Origin of the sequence: Acetobacterium sp. (assembly GCF_041752335.1) — a bacterium.
GTDB lineage: Bacteria > Bacillota > Clostridia > Eubacteriales > Eubacteriaceae > Acetobacterium.
Map to the genome: position 1 here is coordinate 1 of NZ_JBGSHG010000048.1, position 18,643 is coordinate 18,643.

Sequence of the window (18,643 nt, forward strand, 5' to 3'; positions counted from 1 at the left end):
CGGGATTGCCAAGGTTAATGATTTAGTCGGCAATATCGCCACCGCATCCAATGAACAGGCCACCGGCATCGCTCAGATTAATATGGGCATTGAACAAGTCGCCCAGGTAGTCCAGCAAAACTCGGCAACTGCCGAAGAGAGTGCCGCAGCCAGTGAAGAGCTTTCCGGTCAGTCGATCTTATTAAAACAGATGATCGACCAGTTCCAGCTGCGATAAGTCAAGCAGACAAAATAAATGATTAAAAAGACCACCTTGTGATAAGGTGGCTTTTTTAGAAAGAAGATCAGCATGAATCGATTAATTGCTAAACTGATACTTTATACAGAATCAAGCCAGGAGAGCCTGCTAAAGCAGATGGGACAGCTCTATGAACGTTTTTACAGTGGGCTAGAGTCCAAGGAAGAACTGATTGCCGAAAGCTATCGGCTGATAAAATCGCTGCTGGAAATCGCCACTGATTTCGGATTTGATCGAAACCTTTGGCATCATTACCTGACCTTTTTGCTGATAACCAATGAAAATCCATTTAGTTTAACCTGTGAGAAGGTGGGGAAAAAAGAAGGGAGTGTTAACTTTTTTGCCCAAAATGACTGTCGGGTTTTCAAAGATCTTTTTGATTTTGATTTTACTGAGCTCGAATCAGCACTGGGGATAGACTGTTTCACCCGGATTTCAGATTATCAGGCTATCAAAAAACCAGAATTCATGTACAATCAGAATGTCAGTGGAAAAGTGAAATCGCTGAGCTTAAAATTGGCAGCTGCCGCAAATGAACAGTTATTTTTTGATGAAATCACCCAGTTCTACGGCGCATATGGGGTGGGTATGTTCGGACTCAACAAAGCTTTCCGGATTATTTCCAAAGCCGATAATACCGGGGTTATCTTTAATCCTATTAATAACATGGATAAGGTTGTGCTGGCGGATCTGGTGGGATACGAAAATCAGAAACAAAAGCTAGTTGAAAATACTAAAGCCTTTGTCGAGGGTCGAAAAGCAAATAATGTACTGTTATTCGGAGACAGCGGTACTGGTAAGTCTACCAGTATTAAAGCCATCGTCAACGAATTCTATCATCAAGGGCTCCGAATGATCGAAATCTACAAACATCAATTTCGGGATTTATCAAATGTCATTGCCCAGATTAAAAACCGGAACTATCGGTTTATTATCTATATGGATGATCTTTCTTTTGAGGAATTTGAGATCGAATATAAATTTCTTAAAGCGGTTATCGAAGGTGGTGTGGAAACGAAACCGGATAACATTTTGATTTACGCCACCTCAAATCGACGTCATCTGATTCGGGAAACCTGGAATGACCGAAATGATATGGAGGCTAATGGGGACATCCACCGGTCAGATACGATGCAGGAAAAGCTGTCTCTGGTAAATCGCTTCGGGGTCAGTATTTTTTACGAACGACCCAGTCAGAAACAGTATTTTGGAATTGTGGCGGAATTAGCCAAACGTGATGGTTTAAATATATCGGAAGAAGTGCTTTCCCAGGAAGCCAATAAATGGGAACTGCAGCATGGCGGGATTTCTGGCCGAACGGCCCAGCAATTTATCAATCATTTGCTTTCAGTCGGTTCAGCGGACCATTAAATGAAAAAATGTCAATTAACCACGAGTAGGTCAGAAAACGATAGCACCTGGGACTAATTTTGGTCCCAGGTGCATTTTTTCGGCTTAATCTGCGTAAAATTCAGTAAGATGGATATGAATAAAGAAAGAGTTTCAAGAAAAAAGATCAAACGATGAAAATCGATGACTGGCATACGCAATACTGTTGAGTTTGAAAAATTAGAATTGTTTTAATTGGAAATGAAAAGAACAGGAGAAAGAAAATGAAAATTAAATTTTTAGGAGCGGCACTGTCCGTTACCGGTTCCTGCCACCTGGTGACTTCAGATCACTGTAAATTCCTCCTGGACTGCGGTTTGTTTCAGGGCAGTGAAGCCCTGGAAGAATTGAATTATCAGGCGTTTGATTTCAATCCGGCAGAAATCGATTTTATGATTTTAAGTCATGCCCATATTGATCATTGCGGACGGATCCCCCTACTGGTCAAACAGGGGTTCAAAGGGAAGATTTATTGTACCGGAGCAACCGCTGAGATCGCCGATATTATGCTTCAGGACAGCGGCAATATTCACGAAATGGATGCGAAATGGATCAATAAACGCACCACCCGTTCAGGCGGGCGCCAACTTAATCCGCTTTACACCCAGGAAGATGCCACCCGTTGTGCCCAGTATTTTTTTCCGGTGGCTTACGGACAAACTTTTGAAATCAATCATCAGATCAAGATCCGGCTCAATGAAGCAGGTCATATATTGGGGGCAGCAATCATTGAGATTTGGGCTGAGGATGGCGGAAAAACCACGAAGCTTGTTTACTCAGGCGACATCGGCGCAAGCAATCAGCGGATGCTTAATGATCCGACCCTGATTGCAGCGGCTGATTATCTGATTATGGAAACGACCTATGGGGATCGTGCTCATGAAACCCAACAGGAAAGCGGAAAGCGTTTTATGGACATCATTTTTAAAACCGTTGCCCGGGGTGGTACCGTGGTGGCACCAGCTTTTGCCTTGGGTCGAACCCAGGATCTGATCCATGTGCTGGAAGTGTTTTATGATAACCATGAACTGTATCAGAATCAGCTTGATAAAGTCAAGGTTTATGTTGATAGTCCGCTGGCTACTGACGCGACCGAGATTTTCCGCAAAAATGCCCATTATTTTAATGACTATATAAAGGAACGGATCAAAAAGGGCGATGAGCTTTTTTATTTCAGAAATTTGAATTTCATTAAAAGCATTGATGAGTCTAAGGCCTTAAACGTTAATCCAGAACCCAAGGTCATTATTTCTTCGAGCGGCATGGCTGACGCCGGCCGGGTTCAGCATCATCTCAAGCACTACCTCTGGAAACCGAGATCCAGCATCGTTTTTGCCGGCTATCAGGCAGAGGGCACCACTGGACGGGCGATAACCAGCGGCGAAAAATATGTCCGGATCCTCCGGGAACGGATCCGGGTGAATGCTGAGATCTATTTTCTCGAGGGATTTTCTGCGCATGCTGATAAAAACGATTTGTTAAAGTGGCTGTCCGGGTTTAAAGAACAACCAAAGAAAATATTTTTGGTTCACGGGGAAGACGAAGCCAAGAAAAGCTTTGCCACCACCGTGAAAAACATCCTGGGGTTTGATTGCACCGTGGTGGAAGATGTTTCAGAATACAATCTGGACGATGAAGCTGTGATTGTGGAGGGCATCAAAAACCGGGTTGATACTAAAAATCAGATCAATAAATTAAAATACAATCTCGGCGACATCCATGATGAGCTGGACAATTTGCTGGCCATTCCCGGGATCGGGATAAAGGAATTATTTCCGGATAAAAAACTAAAAGACCTTGCCGCTCTAACCAGGGATCTCGAAAGCACCTGCGAAAAACTTAAGACCATCACTAATAATTGAAGAATTCTCATCGATAGTCCATAAAAACACCTGCCAGCTTGACGTCGGCAGGTGTTTTCGATAGAATGGAATAAACATCAGTTTAGAAAGAGGCGAAGCTCATGCCGGTCAATTCATTTGAAGATTATCCGATGTCCTGGAAACCAACGCTGAATCATGAGGTTAAACCTCTGTATCTCGCCCTGGCCCGTCAGCTGGAGCAGGATATCAAAAAGGGCAACCTGCTGCCGGGGACGAAACTGCCACCGCAGCGGGAACTGGCAGATTTTCTGGATATTAATGTGAGCACCGTGTCCAAAGCCTGCAAGGTCTGCGAGCTAAAAGGGCTGCTTAGTGCCACCGTCGGCAGCGGTACCTTTGTGTCCTTTGATGCGCTGGCAAATGCCTATCTGTTACCGGATGATAAACCCCGGAATCTGATCGAACTGGGTGCGGTTTTTCCCGACACCGCTTCCTTTGGGCCATTGATCGGCTGCTTAAAAGAAATGCTCAACGAAGCAGATGCCGATAAACTGTTTAATTACAGTCGCCCCAATGCCAATATTTGGCTGAAAGATACGGCGGTAAAACTGATGGAAAAAGGTGGCTTTAGTCCGGGCTCAGAGAGCATTTTGTTTTCTAACGGCGGTCAAAATGCCATCACGGCAATTCTGGCCGGGCTGTGCCGTCACGGCGATAAAATTGGGGCTGACCCCCATACCTATTCCGGGCTTAAAACCACCGCTTCAATGCTGGGCATTCAGCTGACGCCGATCCGTCATCGTGACGGCGAAATGGATGCTGAAGCGCTGTTTGATGCCTGCCGAAACGAAAATATCAAGGGGGTCTATCTCATTCCCGATAACCACAATCCCACTACCCATACCATGACCGCAGATCGTCGCAGGACTTTGGCTCAGATTGCCAAAGACCAGGATATTTTTATCATCGAAGACGGCGCCTATCATTTGCTTGGTCAAAATACCCAGCCGGCGGTGGCCTCTTTAGCGCCGGAACATACTATCTATATTGCCAGCATGTCAAAAACCCTGGCGCCCGGCCTACGAATGGCTTATGTGTCAGTTCCCCCGGCCTATCGAAAGCCGGTGTCAAAAGCCCTGTATAATTTGAATATTTCCGTTTCTCCGTTGATGGCAGTGCTGGCGGCCCGGGTCATCGTTTCCGGACAGCTGGATCAATTTATCAAAAGTCACCTGCAGAATGCCAGGCAGCGTAATAAGCTGGTAAACCGGTATTTAAGGGACTATACCTGTTACGGCGATGAAACTGGAATATTTCGTTGGCTGGAGCTGCCGGGAACGATTAGCGGATCAACCTTCGAAGCGCTGGCCATGGAAAATGGGGTTCGGGTTTACGGCGCCGAACGGTTTACGGTCGGAAATAGTTTGCCCAGTCGGGCCGTTCGGATGTCGGTCTGTGCCCCGGAAACCCTGGCCGAACTGGAACAGGGCCTGATAATCTTGAAAAAACTCCTCGATCATTTGTAATATTCAGTGTTAATTTGTACGCCATACATTTAAGTTATTGTATGGCGTATTTTTGCGTGTTAGAATAAGTCTTATATCAAACCGCGGGTGAAGGGAGTGTACTCATGATGACAAGTTTTATTTTTGCCTTCAAACAGGCGATACCAGTTTTTTTTCCATATTTGTTTATGGGCATCGCGTTTGGAGTACTGATGGATGAGGCTGGCTTCTCGGCCGGTTGGTCATTTCTGTCCGGCGTTTTTATTTATGCCGGGTCGATGCAGATTGTCATGGTCTCACTGCTTACCGCCGGAGCCTCATTGGGGACCATTGCGTTGATGACCTTTTTTGTTAACGCCCGGCATATTTTTTATGGTATTGCCTTTATTGAACAGTTCCGGAAGATGGAACGGAAATATCCCTATATGATCGTCACCCTAACCGATGAGGTTTATTCTATTCTTTGCAGCATTGACTATCCAGATGATGTGGATGCCAGGAAGACCGATTTTTACATCACCCTGATTCTTCATCTGGTCTGGATTCTCAGCTGTCTGGCCGGAGCCCTGTTTGGGGAGCTCATACCCTATGATCTGGGAGGCATCGAATTTTCGGCGACGGCTTTTTTTATTACCGTCTGTATGAATCAATGGGAATCGATGAATTCTCATTTACCGGCAATCACTGGGCTGATCAGTGCGTTAGCCTTTTATTTTATCCTGGGCCCCAGTCAGTTCATTTTACCAGCCCTGGCTGTCAGCGTCCTGGTGCTGATCGTTATGAAACCCCGGTCAGACCATCAAAAAAAGAACCGCGATCTAGAATTGGAAGCTGGTTTAACAGAGCACCCAGAGGAAATCAGCTATGAGTATTAGTTGGATCAATACCCTGGAAGCTCTGATTGTGGTGGCGCTGGTTACTATATTTACCCGATCCCTGCCATTCTTGTTTTTTGGCGGAAAAAAAGAACTGCCGGATACGGTAAGTTATCTGGGAACGGTTTTACCCGCCGCCATTATGATTATTCTGGTTGTCTTTTGTCTGCGAAACACAAGCCTGACCGCCTATCCCTTCGGCTTACCCGAGTTTTTTAGTGTCGCTATGGTGATCCTTGTTCATCGGATCAGAAAGAACGTTTTTCTCAGCATCATCGCCGGTACCGGACTTTATATGGTGTTAACCCGAACCCTGTTTATAATTGGATATTGAACGTCAGATAGGCTGCCAGATTAAGAATGGTTTTATAAATAATTCCAGCGCTTTGTGGTTTTAATATTTATTATCTGAGCTTAATGCGATATAATAACACCATAATTCTTGATAAGCTAAGGCGTATGAAAAGGATGCAGGCACAAAACAGGAGGATCGGGTGAGAAAAAAGACAATATCAAAATTATTTGCGATATTAATGGTGACAAGTCTGTTATTAACAGTCAGCGGCTGTATCCGCACGCATACCTATGGCGGTGGGGTTTATACGGGCGAATGGAAAAATGATATGCCCAATGGTTATGGAAAATTTACTTATTCCCAAGATGTGATCTATGAGGGCGAATGGAAGGATGGCAAGCTTCATGGCCAGGGGACGGCCACCGGCTATGAGGGAACAAAATTCGAAGGCGAATGGAAATATGGTAAATTGGATGGCGATGGCACCAAGACAGAGAATGGAAATACCTATGTGGGCGAATTTAAAGAAGGCATGATGCATGGCAAAGGAACCCTGACCATGGCTGATGGCAGCACCTATGTGGGAACCTTCGCCAACGATCAATATGTTGGGCCGTAAATAATAATGGATTAAAAAACAGTATGAAATTTTCATGCTGTTTTTTTATAATCATTCTTGACAGAAGATAAAAACTAGTGTAGACTTACTAAGTAGGAACACTAAACTATTAAGTACCTGATCTGAAGCAGCGGCGGATTAAAAAAAGTCGCTACTCTGGCAGATCGGGTTAACAATTTAATAATTATTAAATAAGGACTGATGGTTATGGATATTGTTGAACGACTGACACAATTTGGACTGACAAGGCATGAGGCTTCAATTTATTTAACCCTGCTTGCCGAAGGGGACTTAAATGGCTACGAGGTGGCAAAGACAACGGGCATTTCAAGATCCAATGCCTACACATCCCTGGCGTCTCTGGTGGAAAAAGGGGGGGCTTATGTCATTGAGGAAGCAACCATCCGCTATACCCCGGTGGCGATTGCCGAATTCTGCGGAAATAAGATCCGCAAACTACAGCAAGCTAAACAGGATCTGATTGCCACCATTCCCAGTAAACGGGATGCGGTGGAAGGTTATATTACCATTAAAGGGGAAAGCAACATTCTCAATAAACTGCGCAACATGATTCTGGAAGCCCGGGAGCGGATCTATATTTCAGTACCCAGTCAGATTCTCGAAACCGTACTGTCGGATATTGAAGCAGCCATTAATCGTGATATTAAGATGGTGATCATCACCAATGGATCCTTTGCGCTGGCAGGGGCTACTGTCCATATCACGGATCAACCGCTCCAGCAAATTCGGCTGATTGCCGATTCAACCAATGTCCTCACTGGCGAAGTGAGTAACGGTGAGCATTCCACCTGTCTTTATTCCCGGAAGCGGAATCTAGTGGATTTATTTAAAGACTCCATGAAAAATGAAATAAAGCTGATTGAAATGACGAAAGGAAAGCAAATATGAAAAAGACCTTTGTAAACAAAGAAAAGTTAGAAGAAATAGTCAAAGAATTCCCAACCCCCTTCCATCTTTATGATGAAAAGGGGATCCGCGAAAATGTACGAAACCTGCAGGAAGCTTTTTCCTGGAACAAAGGTTATAAAGAGTACTTTGCCGTTAAGGCGACCCCCAACCCGATGATTCTGCAGATTCTAAAAGAAGAAGGCTGTGGCGTGGACTGTTCATCTTATACCGAACTGATGATGTCGGATACCGTTGGTTTTACTGGTGAGGATATTATGTTCACCTCCAATGTGACGCCCACAGAAGACTTTGTCCTGGCCAGAAAGCTGGACGCTCTGATTACTCTGGATGATATCACCCATATTGACTTTCTCGAAGAGGTCGCGGGACTGCCGGAAACCATCAGCTGCCGTTTTAATCCCGGCGGCGACTTTGTCATCGACAATGCCATTATGGATACTCCCCAGGTGGCCAAATACGGGTTCACCCGGGAACAAATGACCGACGGATTTAAGATTTTAAAAAGCAAAGGCGTTAAGCATTTTGGGATTCATGCCTTTTTAGCCAGCAATACCATTGCCAATGAATATTATCCGGCCCTGGCGCGGATTCTTTTCCAGACCGCGGTGGAGCTGAATCAGGAAACCGGCGCTCATATTGCCTTTATCAACCTGTCCGGGGGCGTTGGGATTCCCTACCGGCCCGATCAGCAACCTACTGATATTTATGAAGTCGGTCGCGGGGTACAAAAAGCCTTCGAAGAAATTCTGGTCCCGGCAGGAATGGGCGATATTGCCATCTACACCGAACTGGGCCGTTTTGTCCTGGGACCATTTGGCCATCTGGTCACCACTGCTCTGCATGAGAAACATACCCATAAAGAATACATCGGCCTTGACGCCTGTGCCGCCAACCTGATGCGACCCGCCATGTATGGTGCTTATCACCATATCACCGTGATGGGTAAAGAAGATGCTCCGCTGGATCATGTCTATGATGTCACCGGGGGCTTGTGTGAAAACAATGATAAGTTTGCCATCGACAGATCACTTCCTAAAATCGATATCGGTGATCTGGTAGTCCTCCACGACACCGGTGCCCACGGCTTTGCCATGGGCTACAACTACAACGGCAAGCTGCGTTCCGCCGAAGTGCTGTTAAAAGAAGATGGCAGTACCGAGCTGATCCGTCGCGCCGAAACCCCAGCTGACTACTTCGCCACCCTGGATTTCTCCAAGTGGACTAAATAGTTTTAAATAGTGGCACTAATATTAAAAAAAACCTGAGTACCGAAAAATGTTACGTCATGTTGAATGCATCAGGGCGAACAGGTCATTGATCTGTACGATCCTGCAGCATACAACAGATTAACATTTGTCGGTACGGTTCTTGCAAGAGACCTTTATTAAATAATCAAGAGACAATAGCGAAAGGAAAAAAATAAAATGGCATTAATTAATGAAAATTATCTTAAATTACCTGGTTCCTACCTTTTTTCAGAAATAGCGAGACGGGTGGAAGCCTATAAAACAGCTAATCCGGAAGCAAACATCATCCGCTTGGGAATCGGCGACGTGACTAAACCGCTGCCCGAAGCAGTCATCACCGGCCTCCATACCGCCGTTGACGAAATGGCTGACGAAAAAACATTTAAGGGCTATGGCCCGGAACAAGGCTATGATTTCCTGCTGGAAAAAATCGTCGAATTTGATTTTAAAACCCGCGGGGTCGATCTGGCTACTGATGAAATTTTTGTCAGCGACGGCTCCAAAAGCGATACTGCCAATTTCCAGGAAATATTCAGTCAGAATACTAAAATTGCCATCACTGATCCCGTTTATCCGGTCTATGTTGACAGTAACGTCATGGCTGGCCGCAGCGGAACATTGGGCGCCGACGGCAAATGGAGCGAGATGGTCTATATCCCCTGTACCGCTGAGAACGGCTTCGTTCCCCAATTGCCAACCGAAGAGGTGGATCTGATTTATCTGTGTTTCCCCAACAACCCGACCGGGACCACCATCAATAAAACCGAACTGAAAAAATGGGTGGACTATGCCAGAGCCAACCAGGCCATTATTTTATATGATGCTGCCTACGAAGCCTATATTCAGGAAGAAGATGTGGCCCATAGCATCTACGAAATCGAGGGTGCCAAAGAGGTAGCCATCGAATTCCGCAGTTTCTCCAAAAATGCCGGCTTCACTGGAACCCGCTGCTCCTATGTGGTCGTGCCCAAACAAGTGATGGGTTATACTGAAGCCGGTGAACCGGTCGAAATCAATAAGCTGTGGAACCGCCGACACTGTACCAAATTTAATGGTGTTCCTTATATTATCCAAAAAGGCGCGGAAGCCGTTTATACCGAAGCCGGCCAAGCGCAGATCAAAGCCCTGGTCGAATATTATATGAATAACGCCAAAATGATTCGTGAAGGAGTTGCCAGTACCGGTATTGAAGTTTTTGGCGGCGTTAATGCTCCCTATATCTGGCTGAAAACGCCAGCTGGCATGGATTCCTGGAGCTTCTTTGACAAACTCCTCACTGAGGTCAACATTGTCGGAACCCCCGGTGTGGGCTTCGGTCCCAGCGGCGAAGGCTATTTTAGACTCACCGCCTTCGGCAGCAAAGAAAACACCGAAGAAGCGATCCGACGCATTACCACCGAATTTAAACTGTAAAATAAAGAAATGCCCGGCAACGCTGATTGTCCAGGCATTTTATTTTTGGGTACGTATGTTTTGAACCTTTTCATCTGGCCATGCGAAAAACAGGTCGTGATTCGTCAGCCTTAAAAAATCATTAAAAGGGTTGACACTTTTAATAAAGTTACTTACAATATTGTTAGCACTCTTAAAGAAAGAGTGCTAACAATATTACAAGATGAAAAAGAGGTATGTTATGGAAAAAAAGCAGTTTAAATCAGAATCCAAGCGTCTGATGGATTTGATGATCCATTCAATTTACACCAACAAGGAAATATTTTTAAGAGAATTGATTTCGAATGCGTCCGACGCCATCGACAAGGTTTACTACAAAACATTAACAGACAAAGATAAAACCTTTAATAAGGACGATTACTACATCCGTATTCATCCCAACAAGGATAACCGCACCCTGACGATTGAAGATACCGGGATCGGGATGACCGCAGCGGAACTGGAAGACAACCTGGGCACCATTGCCAAAAGCGGCTCCAGCGACTTTAAAAAAGATCAGGAAATGGAAGAAGATTTTGATCTCATCGGCCAGTTTGGGGTCGGCTTCTATTCAGCCTTTATGGTATCTGACAAGGTTGAGGTGGAAACCAAATCCTTTGACGAAGAGACATCCTCTGTATGGGTTTCTGAAGGAGCTGATGGTTATACCATTGAACCCGGAACCCGCACCACCCATGGTTCAAAAATCACCCTGCATCTCAAAGAGAATTCTGAGGATAATAACTACGACGACTACCTGGAACCCTATCGGATCCGCCACCTGGTTGAGCATTACTCCAACTTTATCCGTTACCCCATTAAGATGGTGGAGGAAAAGAGCCGGGTCAAGGAAGACACCAAAGACAGTGAAAATCCCGAGTATGAAACCTATATGGCAGATGATGTGCTGAATTCGATGATCCCGATCTGGCGAAAAAATAAAAACGAGCTCACCGATGAGGATTACAACAATTTCTACCACGACAAGCGACTTGGCTTTGATGCCCCGCTGGCTCATGTCCACCTGAGTATTGAAGGTGCGATGAGCTACAAAGCGATCCTTTATATTCCTGGTCAGGCACCCTTTGATTACTACACCAGAGATTATGAAAAAGGGCTGGAGCTTTATTCCAACGGCGTTCTGATTATGGAAAAATGCAGCGAGCTGTTGCCGGACTACTTTAGTTTTGTTAAAGGGGTAGTGGACTCCGAGGATATCTCATTAAATATTTCCCGGGAAATGCTTCAGCAGGATCGTCAATTGCGACTGATCAGCCGAAAAATCGATACCCGAATTTCTGAAGAACTCAAAAAAATGCTGGCCAATGATCGTGAAACCTATGAAAAATTCTTTACCGCCTTTGGCAATCAGATTAAGGTCGGAACCTACGATAAATGGGGCCAGGATAAAGATAAACTTCAGGATTTCCTGCTCTTTTATTCATCCAAAGAAGGCAAGATGGTTACCCTTAAAGAATACGTAGAACGGATGCCAGAAGATCAGAAATACATTTATTACGCCACCGGTTCCTCGGTCAGTCAACTGGAAAAACTGCCCCAGGTTTCGATCATTAAAAACAAAGATTATGAGATCCTTTATTTAACCGAAACCATTGATGAATTTGTGACCCAGACCATAAGACAATACGAGGAAAAAGAATTCCGTTCGGTTTCCAGCCAGAATCTGGGACTGGAAGCGCCGGAAGAAAATGAAACCGATGAGGCAGCAGAAACGTCTGAAACGGATGAAAAACTGCTGGCAAAAATGAAAGACCTGATCGGGGAAGAGGTCGTGAAGGTGAAAACCACTGCCCACTTAAAAGATGACGTGGCTTATCTTTCCACCGAAGGGGATCTGTCCATCGAAATGGAAATGACCTTGAACACCATGCCCCAGGGCGGTGACGTCAAGGCGAAGAAAGTATTGGAAATCAATAAAAACCACCCGGTTTATGAAAAACTGAAAAGCTTCTATGAAGCAGATGATGACCAGTTTGCCCTCTACACCGAACTGCTTTACAATCAGGCCCGACTAATTGCCGGATTGCCGCTTGACGACGTAGTCGCCTTTACCAAAAACATCAGCAAACTGATGTAATCACATAAACCAGCATCATCCTTAAAGGAGTTGCTGGTTTTTTAATGTCAATTGACAAGTTCAGGCTGTTTTGATAAACTAGTAGCAGAAGGTGTAACAAGATGATTTTAACCATTGAAGCAGCTCTGACAATGAGAGATACGATGAGACATTGTTTAGAGCCTAAACCAAAACTTTTATTCTCATCGGTCTAAGCGTTATTTAAGTGTAGCATTGCTATACTTTATTTTGATGCGCTTAAACCGGTAACCAGCAGGAAAGTTTTCAGGCCATAACGCAATGTTCGTTATGGCCTTTTATAATGACAGGGAGTCAGTATAAAATGGCTCTCTGTTTTATTTTTGCTAAAAATTCGCAACAAGGAGAAATGTAAATGGGACTATTGGACGTCATAAACCTATCACATTCGTTTGGTGATAAAATTTTATATCAGGAGGCATCCTTTGAATTATTCAAAGGCGAGCATATGGGGATTGTCGGGCGCAACGGAACCGGGAAGACCACCCTTTTAAATACCTTAATCGGCGAACTTATTCCCGATGGTGGGGAGATCCGCTGGCAAAAAGGGATCAAGGTCGGATATCTGGACCAGCATGCTAAAATTGATCAGGATGTGACGGTGTTTGATTATCTAAAAACATCGTTTCATGAGCTCTATGAAAAAGAAGCGCAGCTGACCATAATCTATGAAAACATGGGCAACGAATGCAGCGAAAAGGCCATGAATAGAGCCGCAGACTTGCAGAGTTTGCTGGAGAATTCCGGCTTTTACGAACTGGAAAGCCGGATCTTAAAAATTGCTGATGGTCTGGGGATTACCGCCCTGGGGATGGACAGCCTACTCGATCAGCTCAGCGGCGGACAGCGGGCCAAGGTTATTCTGGCCAAGCTGTTGCTGGAAGAACCCAATGTGCTGCTCTTGGATGAGCCCACCAACTTTTTGGACAAGGAACATGTGGAATGGCTCACCGATTATTTAAAAGCATATGAGGGCACCTTTCTGGTGATTTCTCATGATTTTGATTTTCTGGACAGGATCACCACCTGTGTCTGCGACATCGAGTTTTCCACCATCAAAAAATACAGTGGTAATATCACCAAGTTTATCAATTTAAAAGGGCTGCGCCGGGAAAGCTATATTCGGGAATTTGAAGCCCAGAAAAAAGAGATCAAGAAGTTTGAAGACTATATCTCTAAAAACAAGGCCCGGGCTTCCACTGCCAGTATGGCCAAGAGCAGGCAGAAACAATTGGATCGGATCGACCGGATTCCGCCACCGGAACTGGTGCCAAAACCCAATTTCCGCTTGACCGCCACCCATATTTCCGCCCAGCGCTCCTTAAGTGTCAAGGATCTGGAGATTGGCTACGATTATCCGCTGCTCGCCAAAATGAATTTTAAAATCGAGTCGGGCCAGAAAACGGTGATCACCGGCTTTAATGGGATTGGGAAATCAACCCTGCTGAAAACCCTGGTCAAACAGATTCCGCTGATTTCGGGGAAATTCAAGTTTGCCGACAATATCAAAATTGCCTATTTTGAGCAGGATCTTAACTGGGATAACCCCAACCTGACGCCCATTCAGGTGGTGGCCGAGGTCTATCCCAAGCTGTCCCAGAGTCAACTGCGGCGCTATCTGGCCCAGTGCGGTTTAAAAGCGAAGAGCATGCTTCAGGGAGTAGCGACCCTCAGCGGTGGGGAACAGGCCAAGGTCAAAATCTGTATCTTGATGCTGACCAGTGCCAATTTCCTGATCCTTGATGAACCCACCAACCATCTTGATGCCGATGCCAAAGAGGTGCTAAAAAAAGAGCTGATCAAATGGACCGGCAGTCTGATTCTGGTTTCCCATGAAGCTTCGTTTTATGAGGATTGGGCTGAGCATACTATCAATATCGAGGGCTAAAAAGGTCAGAGATTCGGATTCAAGAACATAGCAGATTAAAATTGATAATTTGGGGTATATAATTATCATTGATGTCAAGTATGTGATTGAGAGGAAAAGATGATGAAAAAACAAATTAAGAATAACGTGAGCTGGGTTGGCAAAGTTGATTGGGAGCTGCAGCAGTTTCATGGCAATGAATTCTCAACGAATCATGGCTCCACCTATAATTCTTACCTGATCGAGGAAGAAAAGACGGTCTTAGTCGATACGGTCTGGATGCCCTATGCCAAAGAATTTGCGGAAAATTTAGCCCAGGTAATCGATTTGAATGAGATCGACTATATTGTTGCCAATCACGGCGAAGTGGATCATAGCGGCGCCCTGCCGGAACTGATGAAGTTGATTCCCGACGTGCCCATTTACTGTACTGAAAACGCTGTTAAGTCGTTGAAGGGCCAGTATCACCAGGACTGGAACTTTAATGTCGTGAAAACTGGCGATAAGCTGGATCTGGGTAACGGCAAAGAACTGATTTTTGTGGAAATGCGGATGCTCCATTGGCCCGACAGTATGGCCACCTATCTGACCGGAGACAATATTTTATTCAGCAATGACGCTTTTGGCCAGCATTATGCCACTGAAAAACTGTACAATAATCTGGTTGATCAATGCGATTTATATAAAGAAGCGATAAAATACTACGCCAATATTTTAACTCCCTTTAGCGCCATCTTGCGAAAGAAACTGGACGAAATTATTGCCTTTAATCTGACCATTGATATTATTGCCACCAGCCATGGCGTCATCTGGAATGATAACCCGATGCAAATCGTTGAGAAATATGCCCAGTGGGCCGGGGATTATCAGGAAAATCAGATTACCATTATCTATGATACGATGTGGAACGGAACCAAAAATCTGGCCGAAAAAATTGCCGAAGGGATCGGACTGACCGATCCGGACGTGGTCGTAAAAGTCTTCAACCTGTCAAAAAGCGATGAAAATGATCTGATTACCGAGGTCTTTAAATCAAAGACTGTGCTGATTGGCTCACCGACCATTGGCGGCAGCATTCTCCACTCCATCGCCGGCTTTGTTCATCTGATGAAAGAGCTGAAGTTTAAAAACAAAAAAGCCGCCGCCTTTGGCTGCTACGGTTGGAGCGGCGAGTCCACCAAGGTGTTAAATGAATGGCTGGAAGGCGCCGGGTTTGAAATCATCAACGAGGGTCTTAGGAATCAGTGGAATCCCGATGACGTCCAACAGATATCAGCCATCGACTTCGGCAAAGAAATCGCCAAAGCCTAGAACCTAAGTTATCGAAAAAAAAACGACTTAATCGAAAGATTAGGTCGTTTTTAGTTGGATCATTGAAAAAATCAATCGTAGTGAATGCCGCTCCAGTAAACGGGGCCTTTGACGATGGTGCGGGGATCTAGTTCCACACCTTCCAGGGCCCACTTTTTATACTCTTCAAAGCCGGTTCGATCAATGATATAGCCGATGTGTTCTTTGCCGCCGGGTGCTTCCCGGTCGATGTAGTTATTGACAAAGCCATAGGTGTTCTTGATAATTTTAATAATCGCGTCTTCGGTCGCCCAAACCAGGAAGTCTTCGGCCAGTCGGGGGTTTCGCTTGCCGGTGCGGCCCATAATCACCAGCCGGTAGTAGGTTTCCGGGCTACGGGTCCAGGCCCGGGTCGGGCAGTTGATCACGCATTCGCCACAACCGACGCATTTTTCGGTATTGCGGACAATCCGGTAATTTTTCACCGAAAGGGCATCGACCGATTTTTTCTTGCAGGCTTTGACACAGGCCTGACAACCCATACAGCGTTCTTTTTCGTATTGCGGTTCGGTCATCCCGATGATGCCAAAATCATGCATCCGGGTTTTGATGCAGTCGTTGGCACAGCCGGTGAAGGCCACCTTAAAATGAAGATCGTTGGGAAAGATTTCCTTTTCCATTTTCTTCGCAAAATTGGTGGTGTTATAGGTGGCAAAAGGACAGGTATTGCTGCCGATGCAGGCCGAAATGTTCCGGGTTCCGGCAGAAGTATAGCCTTTGCCGGGAATTTCCTGATTGATTTCCAGCTTGTCAATAATCGGCTGGAGCAGGGCATTGACAGCGTCCATATCGGTATATTTAATACCGGGAATTTCAAAGCCCTGACGGGTGGTTAAATGGATCCGGCCATTGCCATAGGTTTCGGCAATGTTTTGAATCAGCGGCAGCAGCTCGGCGGTTAATAAGCCCCCGGGAACCCGGATTCGGGAGGCAGTTTCCCCACGGACCTTGGTGACGCGATAGGCATTCTTCTTTATCTTCTTGGTATTCAGATCTAACATGACGTTCCTCCTAATCCTTTAAAAATTTTCCCTTGGTGTAATTAAAAACCGGGCCGTCCAGACAAATATAGGTATCATCGATTTTGCAGTGTCCGCATTTACCAATGCCGCAGCACATTTTTCGTTCCTGGGAGATCCACAGGTTTTCTTCCTGGAAGCCTTTGGCCAGCAGATCGCTGATGGTGCATTTCATCATCATTGGCGGGCCGACCACAATCCCGACCGCGTCAGTCAGACCTTTGATCATCAGTTCGGGAATATACTGGGTAACCAGGCCGCAGTTACCGTCATACTGTTCGTCCGGATAATCGACGGTCATAATCACATTGATGTTTTTCTTCCAGATTTCAAAATCTTTCTTAAATAGCATATCTTTGGGTGATTTAAAACCGACCAGTAGGGTAAAGCCTTTGCAGTCTTCGGGATGGGCCGAAAAATAATCGACAATTCCTTTGACCGGGGAAAGCCCGGTGCCGCCGGCTACCAGCAGAATTTCTTTGCCCTTGTAGTTGGCGATATCAAAGCCGTTGCCATAGGGTCCCCGCAAGAACAGGGTATCGCCGACATAATTTTCAAAGATCTCATCAGTAACCTTGCCGACTTTACGGATCGTCAGATCGACGGTGCCGTCACCGATGCCGCTGACCGAAATAGGGGCTTCGCCAAACTTCGGCAAAGAAACTTCAAAAAACTGTCCCGGTTTGACATCGCCGTTATAGGTCATTCGGAAGGTAAACTCGATTTCGGTATGTTTGATCACATCAGTGATTTCCGAAAGGAAAGGAATGTAAGGATTATCTGATTTAAATTCAGTCACAGTCATTTAGTTTTCCTCCTTTGCAGTGTCATTTACTAAGGTGTTCAGCTTATTGATGCAATTGGCAAAAGAAATATATTCGGGACAGACATCGTCGCAGCGGCCGCAGCCGATACACATGTGGGTGCCGAAGCGTCGCTTATAATCGTTGACCTTGTGCATCACCTTAAAACGCATCCGTTGGCCTTTGTCGTTTCTGAAAGCATGTCCGCCAGCCATATCGGTGTAGCCGTCCACATGACAGGAAGCCCAAACCCGTCGCCGTTCGCCGGCTTTGCCGTTGTCGGTGTAGAAAATATCCTGCATTGTGAAACAGGTACAGGTGGGACAGACAAAGTTGCAGCGTCCGCAGGCAATACAGCGGTTGCCGTATTCTTCCCAGAACGGCGAGTCAAACAGGGTCTGAGGAACCGTTTCCGGGATCGTCACGACAGTGTCATTGGCGGTGACCGAATCGGCAATCACCGGAGCCTGGGTTGCACCGGCCAGGGCGCCATCAAGGAAATCCCAGTGACTGTCGACCAGCACGGTTTCGCCGTCAACCTTTATATAAGCGTCATAGTCTTCGCTGGTCTGGGTACCCATGGAAACACAGAAACAGTTTTCAAAGGAGTTTTCGCAACCCATCAGAATAAATTTGGTGTTATCGCGCAGTCGTTTGTAATAGGTGTCGACGGCGCCGTTTTCCAGATAAATCGTATCCATCCGTTTCAGGCCGTGGAGATCACAGCTGCGCAAGAACACAATCGCTCCTTTTTTAGCAGCGTCAGCTTCTTTCATTTCATTTTCGGTAAAATAAAAAAGTGTTTCAGAGATGGGGAGTAAGACCTCTTTAAAAGAGTAGTCAGATTTTTCGGCAAATTCGATTTCAGCTAGAGCAGTGATTTCACCATAACGGATCGTGTCGATGGAAGTAAAGGTGCCATCGCCGACAAATCGTTTGGGGGCATAGATGATATAGTCTTTTGATAAGTCAGAGAAAATAGCGTTCATTTTCTCCGCTGTCGTTTGGTAACCCATAAACAAGTCCTCCTTCAAGTTTGTATTAAATTTGGATAAAGTGAAGTCTGTCAAAGACCCTTTTGGGGTTCTCTGACAGACTTTTTATTGGTGAGCTGATGTTAAAAAGTATTTTTAAAA

15 protein-coding genes and 1 pseudogene are annotated in these 18,643 nt (G+C 45.5%); 13 read left to right on the forward strand and 3 right to left on the reverse strand.

The genetic code is table 11. The features are described from left to right. The 13 genes and pseudogenes from ACEW8F_RS06235 to ACEW8F_RS06295 form a co-directional block, all read left to right on the forward strand. A pseudogene (locus tag ACEW8F_RS06235) lies at positions 1 to 217 on the forward strand (methyl-accepting chemotaxis protein); the annotation flags it as partial. A gap of 72 nt (positions 218 to 289) precedes the next feature. Next, positions 290 to 1,609, forward strand: coding sequence for an ATP-binding protein (locus tag ACEW8F_RS06240; RefSeq protein ID WP_373482609.1), 1,320 nt, complete (start codon positions 290 to 292; stop codon positions 1,607 to 1,609). A 242-nt stretch (positions 1,610 to 1,851) separates the two neighbouring features. Then, positions 1,852 to 3,489 carry an MBL fold metallo-hydrolase RNA specificity domain-containing protein gene (locus tag ACEW8F_RS06245; RefSeq protein ID WP_373482610.1) on the forward strand — a complete coding sequence of 546 codons (1,638 nt, stop codon included), beginning with the start codon at positions 1,852 to 1,854 and terminating at the stop codon, positions 3,487 to 3,489. A 101-nt stretch (positions 3,490 to 3,590) separates the two neighbouring features. Then, positions 3,591 to 4,976: a PLP-dependent aminotransferase family protein gene (locus ACEW8F_RS06250; RefSeq protein WP_373482611.1), complete on the forward strand. Its 1,386-nt coding sequence runs from the start codon at positions 3,591 to 3,593 to the stop codon at positions 4,974 to 4,976. Between the two features lie 104 nt (positions 4,977 to 5,080). Beyond that, on the forward strand, positions 5,081 to 5,830 hold the full coding sequence (locus tag ACEW8F_RS06255) for an AzlC family ABC transporter permease (protein WP_373482612.1): 750 nt from the start codon (positions 5,081 to 5,083) through the stop codon (positions 5,828 to 5,830). Next, positions 5,820 to 6,164 (forward strand): branched-chain amino acid transporter permease, encoded by a 345-nt coding sequence (locus tag ACEW8F_RS06260; RefSeq protein WP_373482613.1) that lies wholly within the window; start codon positions 5,820 to 5,822, stop codon positions 6,162 to 6,164. The genes ACEW8F_RS06255 and ACEW8F_RS06260 overlap by 11 nt, the downstream gene beginning before the upstream one ends. Positions 6,165 to 6,324: 160 nt before the next feature. After that, entirely contained in the window at positions 6,325 to 6,744 is a 420-nt protein-coding gene (locus tag ACEW8F_RS06265) for an MORN repeat-containing protein (protein ID WP_373482614.1), read from the forward strand. 207 nt (positions 6,745 to 6,951) lie between these two features. After that, positions 6,952 to 7,653, forward strand: a complete 702-nt coding sequence (locus tag ACEW8F_RS06270; protein WP_373482615.1) for a TrmB family transcriptional regulator — start codon at positions 6,952 to 6,954, stop codon at positions 7,651 to 7,653. Further along, the gene (locus tag ACEW8F_RS06275) at positions 7,650 to 8,903 is read left to right on the forward strand and encodes a diaminopimelate decarboxylase (protein ID WP_373482616.1); all 1,254 of its coding nucleotides are present in this window, start codon (positions 7,650 to 7,652) and stop codon (positions 8,901 to 8,903) included. The genes ACEW8F_RS06270 and ACEW8F_RS06275 overlap by 4 nt, the downstream gene beginning before the upstream one ends. Before the next feature lie 195 nt (positions 8,904 to 9,098). Further along, on the forward strand, positions 9,099 to 10,334 hold the full coding sequence (locus ACEW8F_RS06280) for an LL-diaminopimelate aminotransferase (RefSeq protein WP_373482617.1): 1,236 nt from the start codon (positions 9,099 to 9,101) through the stop codon (positions 10,332 to 10,334). Positions 10,335 to 10,554: 220 nt separating this feature from the next. After that, a complete protein-coding gene (gene htpG / locus ACEW8F_RS06285; protein ID WP_373482618.1) occupies positions 10,555 to 12,450 on the forward strand; it encodes a molecular chaperone HtpG in 1,896 nt (631 codons plus the stop codon). A gap of 373 nt (positions 12,451 to 12,823) precedes the next feature. Then, positions 12,824 to 14,356, forward strand: coding sequence for an ABC-F family ATP-binding cassette domain-containing protein (locus tag ACEW8F_RS06290; protein WP_373482619.1), 1,533 nt, complete (start codon positions 12,824 to 12,826; stop codon positions 14,354 to 14,356). A gap of 102 nt (positions 14,357 to 14,458) precedes the next feature. Next, a complete protein-coding gene (locus tag ACEW8F_RS06295) occupies positions 14,459 to 15,646 on the forward strand; it encodes an anaerobic nitric oxide reductase flavorubredoxin (RefSeq protein WP_373482713.1) in 1,188 nt (395 codons plus the stop codon). 71 nt (positions 15,647 to 15,717) lie between these two features. On the opposite strand, the gene asrC is transcribed toward ACEW8F_RS06295, so the two are convergent. From asrC to asrA, 3 genes are read right to left on the reverse strand one after another with little or no spacing between them, the layout of a single operon-like run. Continuing rightward, entirely contained in the window at positions 15,718 to 16,686 is a 969-nt protein-coding gene (gene asrC / locus ACEW8F_RS06300; RefSeq protein ID WP_373482620.1) for a sulfite reductase subunit C, read from the reverse strand. Between the two features lie 10 nt (positions 16,687 to 16,696). Further along, positions 16,697 to 17,509, reverse strand: coding sequence for an anaerobic sulfite reductase subunit AsrB (gene asrB, locus ACEW8F_RS06305; protein WP_373482621.1), 813 nt, complete (start codon positions 17,507 to 17,509; stop codon positions 16,697 to 16,699). Continuing rightward, positions 17,510 to 18,523, reverse strand: a complete 1,014-nt coding sequence (gene asrA / locus ACEW8F_RS06310; protein WP_373482622.1) for an anaerobic sulfite reductase subunit AsrA — start codon at positions 18,521 to 18,523, stop codon at positions 17,510 to 17,512. Positions 18,524 to 18,643: the final 120 nt, after the last annotated feature.

What these genes read in the sequence shown, in the direction of transcription:
- ACEW8F_RS06240 (WP_373482609.1), top strand. Translation starts at nt 290, where the DNA reads ATGAATCGATTAATTGCTAAACTGATACTTTATACAGAATCAAGCCAG.
- ACEW8F_RS06245 (WP_373482610.1), top strand. Translation starts at nt 1,852, where the DNA reads ATGAAAATTAAATTTTTAGGAGCGGCACTGTCCGTTACCGGTTCCTGC.
- ACEW8F_RS06250 (WP_373482611.1), top strand. Translation starts at nt 3,591, where the DNA reads ATGCCGGTCAATTCATTTGAAGATTATCCGATGTCCTGGAAACCAACG.
- ACEW8F_RS06255 (WP_373482612.1), top strand. Translation starts at nt 5,081, where the DNA reads ATGATGACAAGTTTTATTTTTGCCTTCAAACAGGCGATACCAGTTTTT.
- ACEW8F_RS06260 (WP_373482613.1), top strand. Translation starts at nt 5,820, where the DNA reads ATGAGTATTAGTTGGATCAATACCCTGGAAGCTCTGATTGTGGTGGCG.
- ACEW8F_RS06270 (WP_373482615.1), top strand. Translation starts at nt 6,952, where the DNA reads ATGGATATTGTTGAACGACTGACACAATTTGGACTGACAAGGCATGAG.
- ACEW8F_RS06275 (WP_373482616.1), top strand. Translation starts at nt 7,650, where the DNA reads ATGAAAAAGACCTTTGTAAACAAAGAAAAGTTAGAAGAAATAGTCAAA.
- ACEW8F_RS06280 (WP_373482617.1), top strand. Translation starts at nt 9,099, where the DNA reads ATGGCATTAATTAATGAAAATTATCTTAAATTACCTGGTTCCTACCTT.
- htpG (WP_373482618.1), top strand. Translation starts at nt 10,555, where the DNA reads ATGGAAAAAAAGCAGTTTAAATCAGAATCCAAGCGTCTGATGGATTTG.
- ACEW8F_RS06290 (WP_373482619.1), top strand. Translation starts at nt 12,824, where the DNA reads ATGGGACTATTGGACGTCATAAACCTATCACATTCGTTTGGTGATAAA.
- ACEW8F_RS06295 (WP_373482713.1), top strand. Translation starts at nt 14,459, where the DNA reads ATGAAAAAACAAATTAAGAATAACGTGAGCTGGGTTGGCAAAGTTGAT.
- asrC (WP_373482620.1), bottom strand. Translation starts at nt 16,686, where the DNA reads ATGTTAGATCTGAATACCAAGAAGATAAAGAAGAATGCCTATCGCGTC.
- asrB (WP_373482621.1), bottom strand. Translation starts at nt 17,509, where the DNA reads ATGACTGTGACTGAATTTAAATCAGATAATCCTTACATTCCTTTCCTT.
- asrA (WP_373482622.1), bottom strand. Translation starts at nt 18,523, where the DNA reads ATGGGTTACCAAACGACAGCGGAGAAAATGAACGCTATTTTCTCTGAC.